Below are 21,710 nucleotides of genomic sequence, written 5' to 3' on the forward strand. Positions count from 1 at the left end.
GGTCTCAGTCGGCGAGTTCTTCGAGCCCCCGCCAGATCTCGGCCGTGACGCGGACCGCCTCGGCCACGTCACCCGCCGCACAGGCCTCGATCAGCCGCTCGTGCAGCCCGGCCGAACGGCAGCTCCCGCCCTGACCGAAGCGCCGCCGCTCCAGGCGGCGGATGAGCGGGGTGTAGCGGGCGACGGTCGCGGCGGCCGCGCGATTGCCGCTCACCCGGACGAGGACCTCGTGCAGCGCGTCGTCGGCACGCAGGGCCGCGTCCACGTCTCCGCTGGTGACGGCGGCGGAGAACCGCTCGTTGGCGGCGCGCATCGCCTCGATGTCCGCGGCCTTCATCCGGGGCACGGCGACCCGCGTCACCAGCTCGTGCATGGCGCCGACCACGGCGGCGGCGTCCCGCACGTCGGAGGCCACGAGCGGAGTCACCCGCGTGTAGCTCTGCGGCTTGCTCTCCAGCAGCCCCTCGTCCACCAGCCGGGAGAACGCCTCCCGCACGGGTCCCCGGGAGAGCCCGAGCCGCTCCGCGAGCTCTGCGTCCCGCACCACCGCACCGGGCTCGATCTCCCCGGCCACGATGGCGTCCCGGATCGCCGCGTACGCCCGGTCCCTGAGCAGGGTCCGGGGCACGGGCCGGATGGCCTCCATAACTGAAATGTTAGATGTCAGCTTCCCTCGCGGACAAGAGGCACGGGAGAGGACCATGGCCCGCACTCCCCACGCGGTGCGGGCCACGGTCTCTCAGGCCACCCAGGGCCAGTCGGCGTCCCGGGAGGCCTCGATCAGCGGAATCATCCGGAAACCCGCGTCCGACAGGCCGCCGAAGGTGTGCCGGTTCGCGGTACCCGTCGGGCCGTGGCCCGCCCGGTACCCCGCGAGGTTCCAGGTGTAGACCGGCACATCGGCCGGCACCTGCTCGGTCGGGTCGCCCTGCCGGTGGTGCGTGTACTGCTCGTCGGTGACGATCAGCACCCGGTCGTGCTTCCGGTAGTGCCGGCGCACCGCCTCCGTCGGTCGGACAGCCGGGACCAGAACATCGAGCCCGAGCGGTCCACCAGCACGAGCGTCCGGCCGGGCAGCGCGGGCACGTTGGCCAGCGAGTGGCCGAGGGCCCGCTCCAGCGCGTACGACCAGCGCAGTGACGGAGCGTGCCGGTACGCGGCGAGGTACCGGAAGGGGAGCTGCCGCGAACGCGTGACCTCCGCCGGGTCGCTGATCCGCGCGGCGACCCGCTCGGCGACCTCGTCGGACACCCCGGCCTCGTCGAAGTTCCGCAGGTTGCGCACGAGCGCCATGGCGCCCATGGACGGAATCACGGCCTCCCAGGCCGCCTTGTCCATCGGCCCCTGGAGCCAGCCCGCCAGCGTCTCCCACGTCATTCCGGCCGCGGCCAGCCGCTCGGCACCGCCCTCGGCCGTCACGACCGCCCGCCGCTCTGCGACCGGCAGCGCCATCAGCTCGCGGTGCGCGGCGAGGACGCGGTCCGCCTCCGGCGGCACCGCGGTGTCGGGGTTGTGCCGCCGGTCGAGGGCGTAGCGGAACAGCTCGCCCTGCCACGGCTTGTCCGGGTCCGGGGCCGCGTGCACGAGGTTGAGGATGTCGCCGAAGCGGTACCCCTTGGAGGCGGTGTCGTACTTCAGCAGCGCCTTGCCGTGGTAGAGGCGGCGCACGGCGTCGGCGATGCCGCGCTTGGCGGGCGTGAGTGAGCGTCCCCTATGCCGTACGTTCGCTCAGCCAGACCTCCTGATACCTGCGGCTCTGCTTCTGGCGCACAGGTTGCACCCTCGGGTTGTTGAGGTGCTGATAGTTCGGCGTCAGCGCGTGGCAGTTCGGGCACAGCAGGCGGAAGTCCACCGGACGGTTCTTCGTGCGGTCTCCGTCGACATGATCGACATGCAAGGGCACACGGCCGGACACCGGGTTGACCTCGGCCCAGCCGCACTTCTCGCAGCGCTGTCCCCGGAGCAGCACCAAGGCCTGGCGCACACGCCAGTCGGGGCTTCCGTCCTCACGGGTGCCGCTGACCTCGCCCGCCTGCCACGCAGCAAGCCATCGAGCGAACGTGCCCGTCCGCTCGTAGCGGTCCTCGTTGAAGCACTCCCATGAGCAGTACGGCCCGTCGCAGCGGCGGCGGCGCTCCGTCGTCCCGCAACGGCGGCACGGCGCAAGCTCCCCACGACGCGCCTCCGCCTCCTGCCGACGGGTCAGGTTGGCACAGGCGCGGCCACAATGGACCGCGCCCTTGGTCAGGACACGACCGCCGCACTGAGGGCACACCGGCTTCGGCCTGCGCCGGGCCTGTGCCCGCTGCGTGGCGGTACCTGCGAGGCTGCACCGGTTACTGCAGAAGCGCCTGCCCTTCCTCTTCACCGGCGCACCGCACTTCTCGCACAACTTGGACACGCGTGAACCGTATGTCCAGGAGCACGAGGCGTCCGCCGAATCGGACGCCCCCACTCGTACGGGTGACTCGGCGTTCTACCGCTTCTGGCGCTTCCAGGGGCCGGTAATGGCCAGCATGATGCCCGGCGTCTGAATGTTGGCGTACAGCGTCCGGCCGTCGGGAGAGAAGGTGACGCCGGTGAACTCGCTGTATTCCGGCTCCTCCTCGGTGCCGATGTTCAGGTCGTTGCGGGCGATCGGGTACGTACGTCCGCTGTCGGTGGCCCCGAACAGGTGCTGCACCCCTTCCCCGTCCTCGGCGATGACGAGACCGCCGTACGGCGAGACGGTGATGTTGTCCGGACCGTCGAACGCGCCGTCCTTCGACGGGTCGGGGTTCACTCCGAGCAGGACCTTCAACGTCAGCGTCCGGCGCTTGGGGTCGTAGAACCAGACCTGCCCGTCGTGCTGGACGGGGCTCTCCTCACGGGCGTACGAGGAGACGATGTAGGCACCGCCGTCGCCCCACCACATGCCCTCCAGCTTGCGGGCGCGGGTGATCTGGTCGTCCTTGAACTGCTTGCGCACGGGGGTGGTGCGGGCGTCGCGGTCGGGGACGTCCACCCAGTCGACGCCGTACACGGTGCCGATCTTCGTGGCCCGGGACAGGTCGTCGACGAACTTGCCGCCGGAGTCGAAGCACTTGGGCGCCTGGAGGACACCGGCGTCGTCGGCGAGCTTGCGGAACTTCCCGGGGCCGTACTCGAAGCCCTTGGGCGGGGTCCAGCGGAAGAAGAGGCCGTTGGGGTCGGCGGCGTCCTCGGTGAGGTAGGCGTGGCCGCGCCTGGGGTCGATGACGACGGCCTCGTGGTCATAGCGGCCGAAGAACTTCAGCGGCTTGGGGCCGCGGTTGGCGCGCCGGTCGCACGGATCGACCTCGAACACATAGCCGTGGTCCTTGGTCATGCCGTTGACGCCGGCCTTGTCGGAGTTCTCCTCGCAGGTGAGCCAGGTGCCCCAGGGGGTGCTGCCGCCGGCGCAGTTGGTGGAGGTGCCGGCGATGCCGACCCACTCGGCGACCCGTCCGTCGGGGCGCACCTCGACGACCGTGCAGCCACCGGCGGCGGCCGAGTCGTAGACGAGGCCCTCGGTGAGCGGCACGGGGTGCTCCCAGTTGGCGCGCGGGCCCTTCAGCTCGTGGTTGTTGACGAGCAGGGTGGTGCCGCGGGGACCGTCGAAGGTGGCCGTGCCGTCGTGGTTGGACGGCGTGAACTCGCCGGACTCCAGCTTCGTCTTCCCGCTGTAGGTGAGGATCCGGTACTTGAAGCCGGCGGGCAGCGCGAGGATGCCCTTGGGGTCCGCGACGAGCGGCCCGTAGCCGACGCCGTGCCGGGCGTCCGCGGACGCCTCCCCCGCACTGTCGGTGTCGTAGGACGCGAGGGCGTTCGGTGCGGTGGCGAGGGCGCCGACACTGCCCGCCAGCGCGACACCGGCACCGGTGATCGCGGAGGTTCTGGCGAAGTCCCTGCGGGTGAGCGACATGGTGTCTCCTGTGACGGTGAGTATGCCGTGGAGGGTGGCGGACCTCGTTCGGCGAAACCGTCCCGCTCACTCATGAACGCCGGTTGAACAACACCCCAGGGGCGCGGGGAACTGCGCGATAAGCCAAGACGGCGCCGCACCCGCTAAGGCAAGGTCAACCACCCTGTTGCGAGCGCGCCTTGAACGCCGCCTTCCGTGCTTCCTTCGCCACCTTCTTGTCCGGATGCAGCCGCCCCATCGCCTCCAGCACATCGGCCACGGCAGGATGATCCACCCGCCACACCGCCGCGAAGAACCCGCTGTGCTGCTGAGCGAGCCCCTGCACCAGGGCCCGCAACTCCTCGGAATTGCCCTCTGCCGCAAGCTGCGCGGCCACCGTGTCGATGGTCAGCCAGTACACCATCGCCTCGGACGGAGCGGGCACGTCCGCCGCCCCGTGCTCGGTCAGCCACACCCGCGCGAGCCCGCCCAGCTCGGCGTCGTCGAGGACCTCCCGCAGCGCCGGCTCGGCCGAAGCCCCCACCAGCGACAGGGCCTGCTGACACCGCAACCGCCGCAGGGGCGCCCCGGCATCCGAGCCCCGCGCCGCCGCCAGCAGCTCCCGTGCCGCGGCCAGGGACTCCCGCCGCTCCAGCCACTGCTGGGTCTCGGCCTGCGCCGCCCCCGGCGGGAACTCCGCCGTGCCGTCGAGCAGCGCGTCGGCCCCCTTGTCCGCGAGATCCCCGACCGCCGGTGCCTCGAACCCGGCCTCCAGCAGCCGGGCGCGCATTCCGTACAGCCCGAGCGGGGTGAGCCGGACCATGCCGTACCGGGAGACGTCGGTGTCGTCGACGGGCGCCGCGGGCTCCTCGTCGGCGTCGGCCATGAGCGCCTCGTCCACCGGCTGGTACTCCACGAACCCCACCGGCTCGAGCATCCGGAACTGGTCGTCCAGCCGCATCATCGCGTCGGACACCTGCTCCAGTACGTCGTTGGTGGGCTCGCCCATGTCGCTGGGCACGATCACCGACGCGGCCAGCGCGGGCAGCGGCACCGGCGCGTCACCGGGCGTGTCCTCGCCGACGGTCAGCAGATAGAGGTTGCCGAGCACACCGTCGAGGAACTCGGCCTCGGACTCGGGGTCCCAGTCGAGGGCGGAGAGGTCGAGCTCGCCGTCCTCGTCGACGAGATCCGCGAGCCCCTCCAGGTCGGGCACGCTCGCGTCGGCGAGCACCGTCTCCAGGGCCGCGAGCCACAGGGCGAGCACGTCCTGCGGCGAGCCACCGGTGAGCAGGGCCAGGTCCTCGCCCGCCCGGACGGTGCCCTCCTCCTCGTCGACGACCTCGACGAGCCCGGCGTCCACGGCCACCCGCCACGCCTCACTGGCGTCGGCGGCGGCGTCGTCCCCGCTCAGCCCGAGCGTCTCGACCGCCGCGGGCAGCTGCTCGTCGACGAGCCCTCCCCCGGCGTCGACACGGGTGTCCGGCCCGGCCCAGCGGGCGAGCCGGGCGGCCCGGGACAGCAACGGGGTGGACAGTGCGGCACGCGCCAGCTCCGCTTCGGAAGTCAGCCGCACCGGCGGCAGGGGGGAGCTGTCTGACATCGGCTGTTTCTCCTAGGGCGCCTTTTACGACTCAGCCGCTCAGCCTAGACGGATTTCCACCCATGCCGCCCACTTCATCTCCCGGTCAGCCGCCGTACATGGCCGAAACCTTGACAAGTGACATGACCAGGCTGGAGATTGACGCGCGTAGAAGTCGGCGGACAGTTGTTCACCGGGCCGGCCCCACCCCGCCCGCCCGTCCACCGCCCGCTACGCGCGTCACACCGCCCGCCCCACAGGTAGCGGCAGACAGTCCACGCACCACCCTCGTCCCGGCACCTGTCATGTCCCCGGAGGGAATCCCGTTGCCGAGCAAGTCGTCCGCGCGTCTCGCCGCGCTCACCGTCGCCGCCGTGTGCTCCGCGGCATCCACGATCGTCCTCACCACCCCCGCGCACGCGGACTCCGTCCGCGTCCACGACATCCAGGGCAACACCCGGACCTCCCCGTACGCCGGGAAGCAGGTCACCGACGTGACCGGAATCGTCACCGGCATCCGGACGTACGGTTCCTCCCGCGGCTTCTGGATCCAGGACCCGAACCCGGACGCCGACCCGGCGACCAGCGAGGGCGTCTTCGTCTTCACCAGCTCGGCGCCGAAGGGGGTCGCCGTCGGTGACTCCGTCACGGTCAGCGGCACGGTCGCGGAGTACGTCCCCGGGGGCGCCACCTCCGGCAACCAGTCGCTGACGGAGATCACCAAGCCGGCGTTCACGGTCCTCTCCAGCGGCAACGAGCTCCCCGCCGCCACCACGATCACCTCCCGGTCGGTCCCCGCCGCCTACGCACCCCTCGGCGACACGACCGCCAACGGCTCGGTCAACGGCCTCGCCCTCAAGCCCTCGAAGTACGCCCTGGACCACTACGAGGCACTGGAGGGCATGACGGTCCGCGTCTCCGACACCCGTGTCGTGGGCGCCACCGACCCGTACACCGAACTCTGGGTGACGGTGAAGCCGCACGAGAACCGCAACCGCCACGGCGGCACGGTCTACGGCTCCTACGACGCCCAGAACACCGGCCGCCTCCAGATCCAGTCCCTGGGATCGACGGCCGACTTCCCGAAGGCGAACGTGGGCGACACCCTCACCGGTACGACGGCGGGCCCGCTCGACTACAACCAGTTCGGCGGCTACACCCTGGTCGCGAGCGAGCTCGGCACGCTCAGGACCGGAAGCCTGAAGCGCGAGACGACCCGCAAGCAGCAGAGCGGCGAACTCGCGGTAGCGACATACAACGTCGAGAACCTCGACCCGTCGGACGACACGTTCGCCGCCCACGCCGCCGCGATCGTGAACAACCTGAAGTCGCCGGACGTCGTGTCCCTGGAGGAGATCCAGGACAACAACGGCGCGACGAACGACGGCACGGTCGCCGCCGACCAGACGATGACCAAGCTGATCGACGCGATCGTCGCGGCCGGTGGCCCGAAGTACGACTGGCGCTCCATCGACCCGGCGAACAACACCGACGGCGGCGAGCCGGGCGGCAACATCCGCCAGGCGTTCCTGTTCAACCCGAAGCGGGTCTCCTTCGCCGACCGCGCGGGCGGTGACGCCACCACGGCCACCGACGTGACGAAGATCCGCGGCAAGGCCCACCTCACGCTCAGCCCCGGCCGCATCGCGCCGGCCGACGAGGCCTGGAAGAACAGCCGCAAGCCGCTGGCCGGCGAGTTCACCTTCCGCGGCCGCACGGTCTTCGTGATCGCCAACCACTTCAACTCCAAGGGCGGCGACCAGGGCCTGACCTCCCAGTACCAGCCGCCGTCCCGCAGCTCCGAGACCCAGCGCCACCAGCAGGCCACCCTGGTGAACGCCTTCGTCAAGGACATCCTCGACACCCAGAAGAACGCCGACGTCGTCACCCTGGGCGACATCAACGACTTCGAGTTCTCACAGACCACGAAGCTCCTGGAGGGCCGCGGCGAACTCTGGTCGGCGGTCAAGTCCCTCCCCCGCAACGAGCGTTACTCGTACGTCTACCAGGGCAACAGCCAGGTCCTCGACCAGATCCTGATCAGCCCGTCGATCCGCCGCGACTGCGACTTCGAGTACGACAGCGTGCACACCAACGCGGAGTTCAACGACCAGATCAGCGACCACGACCCCCAGGTCCTGCGCTTCCGCCCGTAGCCCACAAGGGCCGGCTGAACAACCGCTTCAGCCGGCCCACCTCACACCACTCACCCCGGCACAAGCCCCAGAGCATGCCGATACCGGCTCCCGCTCGACCCCTTCATCCCCGGATACGTCCGCACCCGCTCCCAGGCACCCTCGCTCCCCGACGCAGCCAGGGCATCGTCATAGGCCTGGTCACTCTCCCACTCGGCGTAATTCAGCACATGCCCGCCATCGGTACTCAGATGGAAGTGAGCGGAGATCAGCCCGGCATCCCCGTCCTGATCGTCCCCCAGGGCCTTCACCACCAGGTCGACCCACTCCTCCGGCCCCGCCCCGGCACCGTCCTCGAAGTCGACCCGCACGGTGACGATCAACCCCGGCACCCGCACGTCCCCGACGGCCCTCTCCAGGCTGCGATACCGCCGGTACCTCCCGAGCCCCACGCGCTCGATCCCCGGCACGGCGGTGTCGATCTCGTCGACCCGCTCCTGCCGATGCGTCTTCACGAACGCCTCGAAGGCCTGCTCACCGCTCCACTGCGAGTGGTGCATCAGCGTGGATCCGTCATGCCCCACGTACACGTGATATCCCAGCAGACCATCAGCGGGCCAGGGCCGCCGCTCCCACGTACTCCCGATCGCCTCCACAGTCCGCTCCTGCCGCTCGGGCGTCCCCACGCGCCAGGTACTGAAGAAGGGAGCACCGATACGCGGGTCGGTGAGATCGGGGTGCTGCTCGGTCCGACGGCTCATTGAACACTCCAGTCGCGGTTCGCCGAATGCGTACGCACCCCACCTTTCAATCTCAACCAAGCTTGAGGTCAAGCGAAGGTTTCCGGTGCGCGGCGTCGATGCTGGGGCTGGGTGGGTGCGCCCCGGCGGAGCGGGGTGCCGCCGCGCCCACCCGTGCCGCCCCTAGCGGCACGCATGCCCGCAGCTAGGGAGGGACTACGCAAGGGGACGTGTCGGGGGGTGTCCGCCCGCAGCGGTTGGCGCGTCAACGGACAGTGAGCCGGTTCGCAAGTCCATCGCGCCAATCCGAGGACGGACACCCCCCGGCGCGGCCCCGACCCCCACCCGGCCTCAGGCGCTACGCGATCACCGATGCCCGTGATGATGCCTCCGCCGCAACACCCCGACAGCCACCACCGCCCCCGCGGCCGCCCCCACCACCAGCACCGGCCGCGGATGCCGCAACCCGGCCTGAACAGCGTTCCGCACGGGCCGGGGCCCCGTATGCGTCGCCCTGTCCTGCACCGTATGCCCAGCCTCCACCGCACTGCTGCGCAACTGCACCGTCATCGCCCCGGCCTTGTCCCGGAGATCAGCCGCCCGCGCCCGCGCACGCCCCTTCACATCCGCCTTCCCCGCCAACTCCTCCACCGTGTTGCCGAGTTCACTCCGAGTCCGCTCGATCTGCCGCCGCAGCTCATCGGGCCCCTTGGCCCCGCCCGTCGCGTCCGTCATCGATGCGCCCTTTCCCTGATCTCCTCCACGTCCGCCTTCACGCTGCCAAGGGCCTCCTCAGGCGTCGGAGGCGTGGCCCGGCGCAGCTGCCCCCGGCCGACCACACCCAGCACAGCCGCGATGACGAACAGCACCCCCGTCACGATGAGCGCCGCGGCCCACACGGACAGCACCAGCGAGAGGGCGGCGACCCCCGTACCGGCCAGCGCGAGAAACCCGGCATACGCGACGGCACCCGCCGCACCGAGCAGCCCACCGCCACGCCCCGCACGCCGCCCCTTCTCGGCCAGCTCCTCCTTGGCGAGAGCCACTTCCTGCCGCACGAGCGTGGAGAGCTGCTCCGCGGCCTGTCCGACGAGCTCGCCCACGGAGTGGTGCTCGTCGTGCACGACCCGATGTTCCATGGTCCCGGTCACAGTGTTCCGCCTCCTCTCGAAGTAGGAACCCCCGAGTACCCGCACCGCCCCCGCACAACCTCGAAGTAAATCTGACCATTACCTGGTAGAAAATTTAAGTGGAGCTACACAATCATGCCGCCGACACTACTGACATGACGACGACGACACCGTTCGGCCGCGCCCTCTGCGCCATGGTCACCCCGTTCACCGAGACCGGAACCCTGGACCTCGACGGCGCCCAGCACCTCGCCACCCACCTGATCGCAAACGGCTGCGACGGCCTCGTACTCTCCGGCACGACAGGCGAATCCCCGACCACCACGGACGCCGAGAAGTCAGCCCTGATCGCCGCCGTCCGCGAGGCCGTGGACGACAGGGCGTCGATCGTCGCGGGCATCGGCACCGCGGACACCAGGCACACCTCCACGCTGGCCCGGGAGGCCGAAAAGGCGGGCGCGGACGGCCTGTTGGTGATCCCGCCGTACTACAGCAGGCCCCCGCAGGACTCGATCGAGGCCCACTTCCGCGAGATCGCGGACGCCACCGAACTTCCGCTCATGATCTACGACATCCCGATCCGCACCGGCACCCGCGTGGAACCCGAGACGATCCTCCGCCTCGCCGAACACCCCCGGATCGTCGCGGTCAAGGACTGCTCGTACGACTTCCTGGGCGCCCAGAAGGTCCTGGACCGCACGGACCTGGCGTACTACGCGGGCTGCGACGAGCACAATCTCGCGCTGTACGCCGTAGGCGGCACGGGCTACGTCAGCACGGTGGCGAACGTGATCCCGGGTCATCTACGAGCGGTCCTGGACGCGTTCGACGCGGGCGACACCGCACAGGCGGCCCGCCTCCAGCAGCGGGCCACCCCCCTCATCGAGGCGATCATGTCGGCAGGCCTGCCGGGCACCGTCACGACAAAGGCGCTCCTCACCGAACTGCACCTCCCCGCAGGCCCGGTCCGCGCTCCGCTGCGCCCGGCCGACCGCACCACGACCGACGGACTGCTGTCACTCCACAGAGCCCTGACCACCACCGGCGCCTGAAGACCGGCTCAGTTCCAGGCGTACCCGTCACCGAACAGCAGCGTGTGCTCCAGCACGTCCTCCGCCGGGTCGTCGACCTGGCCGGTGCTGACGTTGACCAGACCGAATCGGTGACCGTTGTGCGAGTTCGCGTTGGTCTCATCGGCGTGCGCGGCCCCCGCCGGAATCCAGCACACCGTCAGTACCGCGACCGCCCCGGCCAGACGACGCGCCACAACCCACTCGCGCTCGTTCCTCATGCCCCGGTCGTTCCTCATGCCCGGTCCTCGTTTCATCGGTTCGGCGTCAGATCGGACCCTGCGTCCACCGGTTCATCTGCCTGGCCCGTCACGAGGTCACGCCCGCTCATGCGTCCGCATATGTCCCGGCTCAGCGGAAGGCGTCACCGTTCTCCGCCGCCCACTGCCGGAACGACCTGGCCGAGGAACCGGTGACCTGCGCGATCGTGTCGCGCACCGCCAGCAACTCGTCGTTGACGTCCCCGCCCATGAGATCGAGCACCGCGTGTGCGGTCTCGTCCCCCAGGAAGGACGCCATCTGCCGATGCGCCTCCTCCGGGCTGATCTCGACGAGGGTCACGGCCCGCCCCAGAGCCGCCGCCACGGCAGCGACCTGCTGCCGGACGGTGACGCGTGCCGGCCCGGTCAGTGCGTACGTCCGCCCTCGATGCGCCGGCTCGGTCAGAGCCGCCCGGGCGACCGCGGCGATGTCCGCGGGGTGCACGGCGGGAAGCCCGACGTCCGCATACGGCGCCCGCACCACGCCCTCCGCGCGGATCGACGGCGCCCACCACAGCGTGTTCGAGGCGAACTGCGTCGGCCGCAGGATCGTCCAGGCCATACCGCTGTCCTTGAGCAACCGCTCGACGGCCAGGTTCTCGCCTGCCGCGGGCAGGTGCGGATGGGTCTGCACGGTGATCGACGACACGAGCACCACATGCTCCACACCCGCCCGCCGGACAGCCGCGAGAACCTCCTCCTCAGCCCCCGTCCCCGACAGCAGGAACAGCGAACGCACCCCCTCCAGCGCGCTCTTCAGGGAATCCGCTCGCGCGAGATCGCCCTCGACGACGTCGACCGCCTCGGGAAACGAGACCCGTCCCGCATCCCTCGTCAGAGCCCGCACAGCCACGGAACCCCCCAAGCCCGACTCCCCCAGCAGAGCCCTTCCGATGTTCCCGGTCGCACCGGTCACAAGAATCATCGCCGCCCGCTCCTGCCCCCAGATATCGATCACTTGCCCGGCAGCCTAGAACCTCGACTTTGCTTGAGGTCAAGGCGACGGAACGGCCCCGAACACACGAGCGCCCTCCCGGGCCGTTCCAGGGTCCGGGAGGGCGCTCGGCGATGACCGAAGCGGATCAGTTGTGGCTGTGCAGGATCTCGTTCAGCCCGCCCCACACCGCGTTGTTCGGCCGGGCCTCGACCGTGCCGGTGACCGAGTTGCGGCGGAACAGGATGTTGGAGGCGCCGGACAGCTCGCGGGCCTTGACGATCTGGCCGTCGGGCATGGTGACGCGGGTGCCGGCGGTGACGTAGAGGCCGGCCTCGACGACGCACTCGTCGCCGAGGGCGATGCCCACGCCCGCCTCGGCGCCGATCAGGCAGCGCTCGCCGATGGAGATGATGACGTTGCCGCCACCGGACAGCGTGCCCATGGTGGAGGCGCCGCCGCCGATGTCCGAGCCGTCGCCGATCAGGACGCCCGCGGAGATACGGCCCTCGACCATCGACGTGCCGAGCGTGCCGGCGTTGAAGTTGACGAAGCCCTCGTGCATGACGGTGGTGCCCTCGGAGAGGTGCGCACCGAGGCGGACCCGGTCGGCGTCGGCGATGCGGACGCCCTTGGGAGCCACGTAGTCCGTCATGCGCGGGAACTTGTCGACGCTCGTCACCTGGAGGTGCAGGCCCTCGGCGCGCGCGTTCAGGCGGACCTTCTCCAGGTCGTCGACGGCGACCGGGCCCAGCGAGGTCCAGGCGACGTTCGCGAGGTGGCCGAAGATGCCGTCGAGGCTCTGGCCGTGCGGCTTCACCAGACGGTGCGAGAGCAGGTGCAGCCGCAGGTAGACGTCGTGCGCGTCGACCGGCTTCTCGTCGAGGGAGGCGATGACCGTGCGGACCGCGACCACCTCGACGCCCCGGCGGGCGTCGGGGCCGACGGCGGCGTTCGCGCCGCCGCCGAGCAGTTCCGCGGCACGCTCGGCGGACAGCCGCTCGGTGCCGGACGGGCCGGGCTCGTCGGAGAGCTCGGGCGCGGGGAACCAGGTGTCGAGGACGGTGCCGTCGGCGGCGATCGTGGCGAGGCCGGCGGCCACGGCGCCGGTGGTGCGAGGAGCAGTCGTGTCGGTCATGAGGGCAACCTAACCGGCGAACGGCGGTCCATGCGAACCGGTACGGGGCCGTCTCACGTGCCGGGCGGTACGTCTCCCGTGCTGGTCGGCGACGCACGGCGGCGGCCCCGCCACCGGCCTCACTCGCCCGCCCCCGCGACGACCCGTCCCAGCACCTCCCGGGCGTACGCCTCGTCGTACGGCACCCCCGTCAGCAGCACCTGAAGACAGATCCCGTCGACCACCGCCACCAGCGCCCGCGCCGTGACGGGATCCGTGCGCCGGGACAGCAACTCGGCGACCCCCTCGGCCCACTCGGCGGCGACGGGCCGCAGGGCGGGCCGGCGCAGGGCGGCCAGGTACAGCTCGTACTCCAGCTCCACCCCGGTCCGGTCACCCGCGAGCCACTCCCCCATCCACCCGGCGAGTTCGGCGGCCAGATCGGTCCGAGGATCCTCCAGACCGCCGCGTGAGGCGACCACCTTGGCGAAACCCTCGTTGGCCTGCCGCAGCGCGGCGACCAGCAGTTCGTCGAGGGTCCTGAAGTGGTACGTCGTGGAGCCGAGCGGCACATCGGCCTCGGCGGCGGCACTGCGGTGGCTCAGTCCGGCGATGCCCTTCTCCCCCACGACACGGATCGCCGCGTCGATGATCCGCTGCCGCCGCTCGGGGTCGTAGCGCCGGGGCATCAGTGGGCACCGCCCAGGTTCAGCACCACGACCCCGGCGATGATCAGCGCGATCCCGGCGGCCTTGGCGCCGGTCATGCCCTCCCCCATGAACAGGATGCCGATCGTGGCGATGACCGCCGTGCCGACGCCGGCCCATATGGCATAGGCCGTGCCGACGGAGACGGTCTTCAGTGTCTGCGCGAGGAGCGCGAAGGAGACGACGTATCCGAGGACGGTGAGCAGCGAGGGTCCGAGCCTGCTGAACCCGTCGCTGTACTTCATGGCGGTGGTCGCGCCGACTTCGGCGGCGATGGCACCGGCGAGCAGCAGATAACCCATATGTACGAGCGTACACAACGCATGTACACCCGTACACAACGGACCTCGGGATATCGGAGTGAAACCGCTCTCATCAAACGCGTCCCAGGATTCACACCTGTCCACTACGGTGTCACCGATCACACACCGGGCCACCACAACTGCGCCGCCGTCAAGGGTGCCCCGCTGGAGGAAAAGCGCATGTCAGAAGAGAAGTCCCGGCCGCCACAGGACCGTCCGTGGGAGAGCGGCTGGGCCCCGGACACCACCCGGGCACCGGGAACGCGACGGCTCTGGCTGGCGGGCGCCCTCGCCCTTGCCACGGTCACCGCGTGTGTCACGGCCGTCACCGTGCTGGAGAAGGAGTCCGACGAGCCGGCCGAGAAGGCGGCGGAGCCGACCACACTCAGCAGCTCGGCCCCGGGCGGCCTGATCTCCTTCGCGACACCGTCCGAGAACGGCACCGAGTCCCCCGGCAAGGACGGCGCGCGCCCTTCCCCCACTCCCACGACGAGCGCCCCCACCAGCGCCTCCCCCGCTCCGAAGCCCACGAAGAAGGCACCCAAGCCCCCGGCGGCGTCCCACCACCCGTCGAAGCCCCCGAAGTCCTCCGGCGGCATATCCATACGAGCGGTCAACTATCCCGACCGCTACTGGCGGGTCCGCGACGGCTACGTCCGTCTGGACCAGATCGGCTCCGGCCCCGAACAGCGCGAGGACGCCACCTTCAAGCGCGTCTCCGGTCTCGCCGACTCCTCCTGCTACTCCTTCACCACAGCGGACGGCCGCTACCTCCGCCACCGCAGCTTCGTCCTGGTCGCGAACGCCGACGACGGCTCGGCCCTCTTCCGCAAGGACGCCACCTTCTGCTCCCGCCCCGTGTACCCCTCGGGCACGGTCATGCTGGAGTCGGTGAACTACCCGGGCCGCTTCCTGCGCCACCGCAACTTCCAGCTCCGCCTCGACCCGTACCAGCACTACGGGCAGTACCGCGCGGACGCGTCGTTCCAGCTGGTGGCCGGTCTGGACTGAGCATGTCGAAGGGGCGGCACCCAATCGGGTGCCGCCCCTTCGTCATGCGTGGATCTCAGTGGATCTCAGTGCGTCTCAGTGCGTCTCAGTACGCCTCAGACGTTGAACCCAAGAGCCCGAAGCTGCTCCCGGCCGTCGTCCGTGATCTTGTCGGGGCCCCACGGGGGCATCCAGACCCAGTTGATGCGCAGTTCGTTCACGATGCCGTCCGTGGCGGACTTCGCCTGGTCCTCGATGACGTCGGTGAGCGGACAGGCCGCCGACGTCAGGGTCATGTCGATCGTCGCGATGTTCGCGTCGTCGATGTGGATGCCGTAGATCAGCCCGAGGTTGACGACGTCGATGCCCAGCTCGGGGTCGACGACGTCGTACAGGGCCTCGCGGACCTCGTCCTCCGAGGCCGGCTTCATCTCGATGGTCTCGCTCATGCCGTCGTCTTCCTTTCGGCGTCGGCCTCGCCCAGGGCCTGGGCCGTCGCGTCCTTCCAGGCCATCCAGCTCAACAGGGCGCACTTGACCCGGGCCGGGTACTTGGACACCCCGGCGAACGCGACCGCGTCCTCCAGGATGTCCTCCATCGCGTCGTCGGGCTCGAGCTTCCCCTTGGACTGCATCAGCTCCAGGAAGGTCTCCTGGATCTTCCGCGCGTCGGAGAGGTCCTTGCCGACGAGGAGTTCGTTCAGTACGGACGCGCTCGCCTGGCTGATGGAACAGCCCTGGCCCTCGTAAGAGACGTCCTCGATCGTCGTGCCGTCGTACTTCACGCGCAGTGTGATCTCGTCGCCGCACGTCGGGTTGACGTGGTGCACCTCGGCGTCGCCGTCCCGCAAGCCCCGCCCGTGCGGGTTCTTGTAGTGGTCCAGGATGACTTCCTGGTACATCGAATCCAGCTTCACGGTTTCCGCACGCCTCTCAGCCGAAGAAGTTCCGTACGTGCTCCAGGCCGTCGACCAGTGCGTCGATCTCGGCCGGCGTGGAGTACAGATAGAACGACGCTCGCGTGGTCGCGGGAATTCCGTAGCGCAGGCAGACCGGCCGCGCGCAGTGGTGACCGACCCGGACCGCGATGCCCTGCTCGTCGAGGACCTGGCCCACGTCGTGCGGGTGGATGTCCCCGAGGGTGAAGGAGATCGCCGCGCCCCGCTCCTCGGCCGTGGTGGGGCCGATGATCCGGAGGTCGGGGACCTCCAGGAGCCGCTTCACCGCGTACTCGGTGAGCGCGTGCTCGTGGGCGAAGATCTTGTCCATGCCGATCGAGTTGAGATAGTCGATCGCCGCGCCGAGCCCGACCGCCTGGGCGATCGGGGGCGTGCCCGCCTCGAACTTGTGGGGCGCCGGGGCGTAGGTCGAGGAGTGCATCGACACCGTCTCGATCATCTCGCCGCCGCCGAGGAACGGAGGCAGGTCCTCCAGGAGTTCCTGCCGTCCCCACAGGACGCCGATGCCGGTCGGACCGCACATCTTGTGGCCGGTGAAGGCCACGAAGTCGGCCTGGAGGGCCTGTACGTCCAGCGGCATGTGCGGCGCGGCCTGCGAGGCGTCGACGCACACCAGCGCACCGACCTCCTGGGCGCGGCGCACTATCGCCTCGACCGGGTTCTGGGTGCCCAGGATGTTGGAGACCAGCACGAAGGAGACGATCTTCGTCTTCTCCGTGATGACCTGGTCGATGTTGGACAGGTCGAGGCGGCCGTCGTCGGTGAGGCCGAACCACTTCAGCTTCGCGCCCGTGCGCTGCGCGAGCAGCTGCCACGGCACGATGTTGGAGTGGTGCTCCATCTCCGTGATGACGATCTCGGTCTCGGAGTCCACGCGGTAGGGCTCGTCGGCCCAGCCCAGCATGTTCGCCACGAGGTTGAGCGACTCCGAGGCGTTCTTGGTGAAGATCACCTCGTTGCGCGAGGGCGCGTTGATGAACTCCGCGACCTTGTCGCGCGCGCCCTCGTACAGCGCCGTGGCCTCCTCGGCGAGGACATGCACGCCACGGTGGACGTTGGCGTTGTGCTGCTCGTAGTACTCGTCGAGGACGTCGATGACCTGGCGCGGGGTCTGCGAGGTCGCGGCGTTGTCGAGGTAGACGAGCTTCTTTCCGTCATGGACCTGGCGGTCCAGGATCGGGAAGTCCTTGCGGAGCGCCTCTGCGTCGAGGAGGCCCGGCAGCTGTGTCACTCGGATGCGCCACCCTTCTGGTATGCCTCGTAGCCCTCGTCCTCCAGCTTGTCGGCGAGCTCGGCACCGCCGGACTCGACGATCCGGCCGCCGGAGAAGACGTGCACGTGGTCGGGCTTGATGTAGCGGAGGATGCGGGTGTAGTGGGTGATCAGCAGGGTGCCGACCTCGCCCGTCTCACGGACCCGGTTCACGCCCTCGGAGACGACGCGCAGGGCGTCGACGTCCAGGCCGGAGTCGGTCTCGTCGAGGACCGCGACCTTCGGCTTGAGGAGCTCCAGCTGGAGGATCTCGTGGCGCTTCTTCTCACCGCCGGAGAAGCCCTCGTTGACGTTGCGCTCGGCGAAGGCGGGGTCGATGTTGAGGCGCTGCATGGCCTCCTTGACCTCCTTCACCCAGGTGCGCAGCTTGGGGGCCTCGCCGCGGATGGCGGTGGCGGAGGTGCGCAGGAAGTTGGAGACGGAGACGCCGGGGACCTCGACCGGGTACTGCATGGCGAGGAACAGGCCGGCGCGGGCCCGCTCGTCGACGGACATCTCCAGGACGTCCTCGCCGTCGAGGGTGACGGTGCCGCCGGTGATCGTGTACTTGGGGTGACCCGCGAGGGAGTAGGCGAGGGTCGACTTGCCGGAGCCGTTCGGGCCCATGATGGCGTGCGTCTCGCCCTGCTTCACGGTGAGGTCGACGCCCTTGAGGATCTCCTTCGTGGCGTTGTCGGCCTCGACGGTGACGTGCAGGTCTCGGATTTCAAGCGTTGCCATGGGTGCCTCAGGACTCCTGGGTGAGGGAGACGAGCACGTCGTCCCCTTCGATCTTTACGGGGTATACGGGGACGGGGCGCGTCGCCGGAAGGGCGTCGGGCTTGCCGGAACGGAGGTCGAAGCGCGAGCCGTGCAGCCAGCACTCGATGTGGCAGTCGTCGACCTCGCCCTCCGAGAGGGAGACGTTCGCGTGCGAGCAGATGTCGTACACCGCGAACACCTCGCCCTCGGTCTGCACGATGGACATGGGCGTGCCGTCGAGTTCCACCCGCTTCGGGGTGTCGTCCTCCAGCTCGCTCAGGCCACAGACGCGTACGAATGCGAGGCTCATGCCACCGACGCCTCCAGCTCTTCCTCGATCTTGGCGATCAGGCGCTCCTCGATGTCCGGGAGGCCGATCTGCTGGACCAGCTCGGCGAAGAAGCCGCGGACCACGAGACGACGGGCCTCGTGCTCCGGGATGCCGCGGGCCATGAGGTAGAAGAGCTGCTCGTCGTCGAAGCGGCCGGTCGCCGAGGCGTGGCCGGCGCCGACGATCTCGCCGGTCTCGATCTCGAGGTTGGGTACGGAGTCCACGCGCGCCCCGTCCGTGAGGACCAGGTTGCGGTTCATCTCGTACGTGTCGGTGCCCTCGGCCTTGGCCTCGATGAGCACGTCGCCGATCCACACCGCGTGCGCTTCCTCGCCCTGGAGCGCGCCCTTGTAGACGACGTTGGACTTGCAGTGCGGGACGTTGTGGTCGACCAGGAGACGGTGCTCCTGGTGCTGGCCCTGGTCGGTGAAGTACAGGCCGAACAGCTCGGCCTCGCCGCCGGGGCCGGCGTACCGCACGCGCGGGTGCAGCCGGACGACGTCGCCGCCGAAGGTGACGACGACCGACTTGAAGGAGGCGTCGCGGCCGACGAGGGCGTTGTGCTGGGCGACGTGGACCGCCTTCTCGTCCCAGTCCTGGACGGAGACGACGGTCAGCTTGGCGCCGTCGCCCAGGAGGTAGTCGACGTTGGCGGCGAGCACCGCGTCACCGGTGTGGTCGATGACCACGACGGCCTCGGCGAAGGCGCCCAGTTCGATCACCTGGTGGCCGAAGGCGGTCCCGCCCTCGCCGTGCACCGCGATGCGGATCGGCTCGGTGAGGACGGTCTCCTTCGGGACGCTCACGACCGAGGCCTTCTCGAACGCCGAGTAGGCCTGGGCGGCGACGCGGTCCACGGGCGTGCCCGCCTTGCGGAGCCGGGCGTCGTCGCGGCCGACGGCCTCGACGGTGACGCCCTCGGGGGCCTGCACGTCGACCTTCACGCCGTTGCCGTTCGCGACGGCGGTGCCGTCGTGCAGGCCGCGCAGGCGCTCCAGCGGGGTGAACCGCCACTCCTCCTCCCGGCCGTGCGGGACGGGGAAGTCCGCGACGTCGAAGGAGGGGGGCGCGCTCATGCGCGTGGCGACGGTCGACTCGGCCGCCACCGCGATCGAGCCGGTGGTGGTGGCGCCCACCGGGATGTTCTGGGCCTCAGCCATGGCTGTCGTAGTGCTCGCTTTCCGTTACGTAAGGGGCTTGATGGTGACGGCGGCCCGGGTCAGCCGACCGCGCCTTCCATCTGCAGCTCGATCAGCCGGTTGAGCTCCAGCGCGTACTCCATGGGGAGCTCCTTGGCGATGGGCTCGACGAAGCCGCGCACGATCATCGCCATGGCCTCGTCCTCCGACAGACCGCGGCTCATCAGGTAGAAGAGCTGGTCCTCGGAGACCTTGGAGACGGTCGCCTCGTGGCCCATGGACACGTCGTCCTCGCGGACGTCCACGTAGGGGTAGGTGTCCGAGCGGGAGATCGTGTCGACCAGCAGCGCGTCACAGAGCACGTTCGACTTCGAGCCCGGGGCGCCCTCGCCGATCTCGATGAGACCGCGGTAGGAGGTGCGGCCACCGCCGCGCGCGACGGACTTCGAGACGATGTTGGACGAGGTGTTCGGCGCCATGTGGACCATCTTGGCGCCCGCGTCCTGGTGCTGCCCCTCGCCGGCGAAGGCGATGGACAGGGTCTCGCCCTTGGCGTGCTCGCCCATCAGGTAGACGGCCGGGTACTTCATCGTCACCTTGGAGCCGATGTTGCCGTCGACCCACTCCATGGTCGCGCCCTCGTAGGCGACGGCACGCTTGGTGACCAGGTTGTAGACGTTGTTCGACCAGTTCTGGATGGTCGTGTAGCGGCAGCGGGCGTTCTTCTTGACGATGATCTCGACGACCGCGGAGTGCAGCGAGTCCGACTTGTAGATCGGAGCGGTGCAGCCCTCGACGTAGTGCACGTAGGCACCCTCGTCGACGATGATCAGGGTGCGCTCGAACTGGCCCATGTTCTCCGTGTTGATACGGAAGTAGGCCTGGAGCGGGATCTCCACGTGGACGCCCGGCGGCACGTAGATGAAGGAGCCGCCCGACCACACGGCGGAGTTCAGCGAGGCGAACTTGTTGTCGCCGACGGGGATGACGGTCCCGAAGTACTCCTTGAAGAGCTCCGGGTGCTCCTTCAGGGCCGTGTCGGTGTCCAGGAAGATGACGCCCTGCTCCTCCAGGTCCTCGCGGATCTGGTGGTAGACGACCTCGGACTCGTACTGGGCGGCGACACCGGCGACGAGGCGCTGCTTCTCCGCCTCGGGGATGCCGAGCTTGTCGTACGTGTTCTTGATGTCCTCGGGCAGGTCCTCCCAGGACTCAGCCTGCTTCTCCGTGGAGCGCACGAAGTACTTGATGTTGTCGAAGTCGATGCCCGACAGGTCCGAGCCCCAGTTCGGCATGGGCTTCTTCTCGAAGAGGCGCAGGCCCTTGAGGCGGAGCTTGGTCATCCACTCCGGCTCGTTCTTCTTGTCGGAGATGTCGCGGACGACGTCCTCGTTGATGCCGCGCTTGGCAGAGGCGCCGGCCGTGTCGGAGTCGGCCCAGCCGTATTCGTACTTGCCCAGACCCTCGAGCTCAGGGTGGGCAGTCTCCGTGGGGAGAGTCATGCGGGGTTCCTCCCGGCCGTGCTTGCAGATGCGTTATCAGTGGTGTGGGAAATCTTGGGGATGAACGTCGTGCAGACGCCGTCGCCGTGCGCGATGGTGGCGAGCCGCTGTACATGCGTACCGAGCAGCTCGGCGAAAAATTCCGTCTCCGCCTCGCACAACTGGGGGAACTGCTCGGCGACGTGGGCGACCGGGCAGTGGTGCTGGCAGAGCTGTTCACCCTTCTGCGGGTGGGGCGCGCTGCGTGCCGTAGCAGCGTACCCGTCCACGCTCAGGGCCTTGGCCAGCGCTTCGGTCCGCTTCTCGGACGGCGCGGCCTCCACCGCTTCGCGGTACGCGCTCGCCTGCGCGGCGATCCTGGCGCGGGCGAAGGCGGCGATCGCCTCGTTGCCGCCCTCGCGGTCGGCGATCCAGCGCAGCGCGTCCGCCGCGAGCTTGTCGTACGACTGGTCGAAGGCGTCCCGGCCGCAGTCCGTCAGGGCGAACGCCTTGGCGGGGCGGCCGCGGGTGCGCGCGCCGTAGACCCGCTGCTCGCGCGCTTCCACGACACCGTCGCTCGCGAGGGCGTCGAGGTGCCGGCGCACGGCCGCCTGGGTGAGGCGCAGCCGCTCGGCGAGCTCGGCGACGGTCGACGGGCCGTGGTCCAGGATGGACCGCGCGACGCGGTTGCGGGTGGACCGCTCACCGGTCGCGAGCTCCTCCTGTGGGGCACCCACGGGGGCCTCCCGAGCCTCGCCGACGTTTTTCACAACGCCATTGTTGCGTAATTCTTCAGGACCGGGCAAGCCGCGTCCGGCCCGTCCGACGGTGCCTTGCGTCACTTAGGTAAAGCTAACCTGACCTGCGGAAACGATCTTTGATCGATCAAACCGCTGGCATCCCGCAGCACCTTCGGGGAC

General features: G+C 69.6%; 23 protein-coding genes and 1 pseudogene. 3 read left to right on the forward strand and 21 right to left on the reverse strand.

The window, feature by feature from the left end; translation table 11 throughout:
* Positions 1-4: 4 nt before the first annotated feature.
* From ACIBK5_RS16700 to ACIBK5_RS16720, 5 genes and pseudogenes are all read right to left on the reverse strand, one after another.
* A complete protein-coding gene (locus tag ACIBK5_RS16700; protein WP_399020261.1) occupies positions 5-646 on the reverse strand; it encodes a GntR family transcriptional regulator in 642 nt (213 codons plus the stop codon).
* 93 nt (positions 647-739) lie between these two features.
* Positions 740-1,695 (reverse strand): annotated as a pseudogene (locus tag ACIBK5_RS16705) (TROVE domain-containing protein); the annotation flags it as partial.
* Between the two features lie 16 nt (positions 1,696-1,711).
* Positions 1,712-2,401 carry a hypothetical protein gene (locus tag ACIBK5_RS16710; protein ID WP_399020263.1) on the reverse strand — a complete coding sequence of 230 codons (690 nt, stop codon included), beginning with the start codon at positions 2,399-2,401 and terminating at the stop codon, positions 1,712-1,714.
* A gap of 75 nt (positions 2,402-2,476) precedes the next feature.
* Positions 2,477-3,922, reverse strand: coding sequence for an alkaline phosphatase PhoX (locus ACIBK5_RS16715; RefSeq protein WP_399020264.1), 1,446 nt, complete (start codon positions 3,920-3,922; stop codon positions 2,477-2,479).
* A gap of 154 nt (positions 3,923-4,076) precedes the next feature.
* Positions 4,077-5,504 (reverse strand): hypothetical protein, encoded by a 1,428-nt coding sequence (locus ACIBK5_RS16720; RefSeq protein WP_399020266.1) that lies wholly within the window; start codon positions 5,502-5,504, stop codon positions 4,077-4,079.
* Positions 5,505-5,809: 305 nt separating this feature from the next.
* On the opposite strand from ACIBK5_RS16720, the gene ACIBK5_RS16725 reads away from it, so the two are divergent.
* Positions 5,810-7,639: an endonuclease/exonuclease/phosphatase family protein gene (locus tag ACIBK5_RS16725; protein WP_399020268.1), complete on the forward strand. Its 1,830-nt coding sequence runs from the start codon at positions 5,810-5,812 to the stop codon at positions 7,637-7,639.
* Between the two features lie 50 nt (positions 7,640-7,689).
* Here the strand turns inward: ACIBK5_RS16725 and ACIBK5_RS16730 are convergent, their stop codons facing one another.
* The 3 genes from ACIBK5_RS16730 to ACIBK5_RS16740 all read right to left on the reverse strand — a co-directional run bounded on the left by ACIBK5_RS16730 (position 7,690) and on the right by ACIBK5_RS16740 (position 9,509).
* Positions 7,690-8,379, reverse strand: a complete 690-nt coding sequence (locus ACIBK5_RS16730; RefSeq protein ID WP_399020270.1) for a hypothetical protein — start codon at positions 8,377-8,379, stop codon at positions 7,690-7,692.
* Positions 8,380-8,724: 345 nt separating this feature from the next.
* Entirely contained in the window at positions 8,725-9,093 is a 369-nt protein-coding gene (locus ACIBK5_RS16735; RefSeq protein WP_399020271.1) for a DUF3618 domain-containing protein, read from the reverse strand.
* Complete coding sequence (locus ACIBK5_RS16740) at positions 9,090-9,509, reverse strand: phage holin family protein (RefSeq protein WP_399020273.1); 420 nt, start codon at positions 9,507-9,509, stop codon at positions 9,090-9,092. Before ACIBK5_RS16740 ends, ACIBK5_RS16735 begins: the two co-directional genes overlap by 4 nt.
* 134 nt (positions 9,510-9,643) lie before the next feature.
* Here ACIBK5_RS16740 and dapA point away from each other — a divergent pair, with 134 nt between their 5' ends.
* A complete protein-coding gene (dapA, locus tag ACIBK5_RS16745) occupies positions 9,644-10,540 on the forward strand; it encodes a 4-hydroxy-tetrahydrodipicolinate synthase (RefSeq protein WP_399020275.1) in 897 nt (298 codons plus the stop codon).
* An 8-nt stretch (positions 10,541-10,548) separates the two neighbouring features.
* Here dapA and ACIBK5_RS16750 read toward each other — a convergent pair whose 3' ends face one another.
* From ACIBK5_RS16750 to ACIBK5_RS16770, 5 genes are all read right to left on the reverse strand, one after another.
* Complete coding sequence (locus ACIBK5_RS16750) at positions 10,549-10,779, reverse strand: hypothetical protein (RefSeq protein ID WP_399020276.1); 231 nt, start codon at positions 10,777-10,779, stop codon at positions 10,549-10,551.
* 130 nt (positions 10,780-10,909) lie between these two features.
* A complete protein-coding gene (locus tag ACIBK5_RS16755; RefSeq protein WP_399020278.1) occupies positions 10,910-11,743 on the reverse strand; it encodes an SDR family oxidoreductase in 834 nt (277 codons plus the stop codon).
* Positions 11,744-11,900: 157 nt separating this feature from the next.
* A complete protein-coding gene (gene dapD / locus ACIBK5_RS16760) occupies positions 11,901-12,890 on the reverse strand; it encodes a 2,3,4,5-tetrahydropyridine-2,6-dicarboxylate N-succinyltransferase (RefSeq protein WP_399020280.1) in 990 nt (329 codons plus the stop codon).
* 119 nt (positions 12,891-13,009) lie between these two features.
* The gene (locus ACIBK5_RS16765) at positions 13,010-13,558 is read right to left on the reverse strand and encodes a TetR/AcrR family transcriptional regulator (RefSeq protein WP_399020282.1); all 549 of its coding nucleotides are present in this window, start codon (positions 13,556-13,558) and stop codon (positions 13,010-13,012) included.
* Positions 13,558-13,878 carry a DMT family transporter gene (locus ACIBK5_RS16770; protein ID WP_399020284.1) on the reverse strand — a complete coding sequence of 107 codons (321 nt, stop codon included), beginning with the start codon at positions 13,876-13,878 and terminating at the stop codon, positions 13,558-13,560. Before ACIBK5_RS16770 ends, ACIBK5_RS16765 begins: the two co-directional genes overlap by 1 nt.
* A 180-nt stretch (positions 13,879-14,058) precedes the next feature.
* Between ACIBK5_RS16770 and ACIBK5_RS16775 the strand changes: the two genes are divergently transcribed.
* Positions 14,059-14,889: an AbfB domain-containing protein gene (locus ACIBK5_RS16775; RefSeq protein ID WP_399020285.1), complete on the forward strand. Its 831-nt coding sequence runs from the start codon at positions 14,059-14,061 to the stop codon at positions 14,887-14,889.
* A gap of 95 nt (positions 14,890-14,984) precedes the next feature.
* On the opposite strand, the gene ACIBK5_RS16780 is transcribed toward ACIBK5_RS16775, so the two are convergent.
* The 8 genes from ACIBK5_RS16780 to ACIBK5_RS16815 are packed head-to-tail and all read right to left on the reverse strand — an operon-like array spanning position 14,985 to position 21,560.
* Positions 14,985-15,317 carry a metal-sulfur cluster assembly factor gene (locus tag ACIBK5_RS16780; RefSeq protein ID WP_184596910.1) on the reverse strand — a complete coding sequence of 111 codons (333 nt, stop codon included), beginning with the start codon at positions 15,315-15,317 and terminating at the stop codon, positions 14,985-14,987.
* Positions 15,314-15,784 (reverse strand): Fe-S cluster assembly sulfur transfer protein SufU, encoded by a 471-nt coding sequence (gene sufU / locus ACIBK5_RS16785; protein ID WP_399020288.1) that lies wholly within the window; start codon positions 15,782-15,784, stop codon positions 15,314-15,316. Before sufU ends, ACIBK5_RS16780 begins: the two co-directional genes overlap by 4 nt.
* A gap of 16 nt (positions 15,785-15,800) precedes the next feature.
* Positions 15,801-17,057, reverse strand: a complete 1,257-nt coding sequence (locus tag ACIBK5_RS16790) for a cysteine desulfurase (protein ID WP_399020289.1) — start codon at positions 17,055-17,057, stop codon at positions 15,801-15,803.
* On the reverse strand, positions 17,054-17,818 hold the full coding sequence (gene sufC / locus ACIBK5_RS16795) for a Fe-S cluster assembly ATPase SufC (protein WP_399020291.1): 765 nt from the start codon (positions 17,816-17,818) through the stop codon (positions 17,054-17,056). The genes ACIBK5_RS16790 and sufC overlap by 4 nt, the downstream gene beginning before the upstream one ends.
* A 7-nt stretch (positions 17,819-17,825) precedes the next feature.
* Entirely contained in the window at positions 17,826-18,149 is a 324-nt protein-coding gene (locus ACIBK5_RS16800) for a non-heme iron oxygenase ferredoxin subunit (protein ID WP_189731059.1), read from the reverse strand.
* Positions 18,146-19,330, reverse strand: coding sequence for a Fe-S cluster assembly protein SufD (gene sufD, locus ACIBK5_RS16805; protein WP_399020294.1), 1,185 nt, complete (start codon positions 19,328-19,330; stop codon positions 18,146-18,148). Before sufD ends, ACIBK5_RS16800 begins: the two co-directional genes overlap by 4 nt.
* Before the next feature lie 59 nt (positions 19,331-19,389).
* Positions 19,390-20,811, reverse strand: a complete 1,422-nt coding sequence (gene sufB, locus ACIBK5_RS16810; protein ID WP_399020296.1) for a Fe-S cluster assembly protein SufB — start codon at positions 20,809-20,811, stop codon at positions 19,390-19,392.
* The gene (locus tag ACIBK5_RS16815; RefSeq protein ID WP_399020297.1) at positions 20,808-21,560 is read right to left on the reverse strand and encodes a helix-turn-helix transcriptional regulator; all 753 of its coding nucleotides are present in this window, start codon (positions 21,558-21,560) and stop codon (positions 20,808-20,810) included. Before ACIBK5_RS16815 ends, sufB begins: the two co-directional genes overlap by 4 nt.
* Between the last annotated feature and the right edge of the window lie 150 nt (positions 21,561-21,710).

The sequence above is a fragment of the Streptomyces sp. NPDC050546 genome (assembly GCF_044457425.1).
GTDB lineage: Bacteria > Actinomycetota > Actinomycetes > Streptomycetales > Streptomycetaceae > Streptomyces.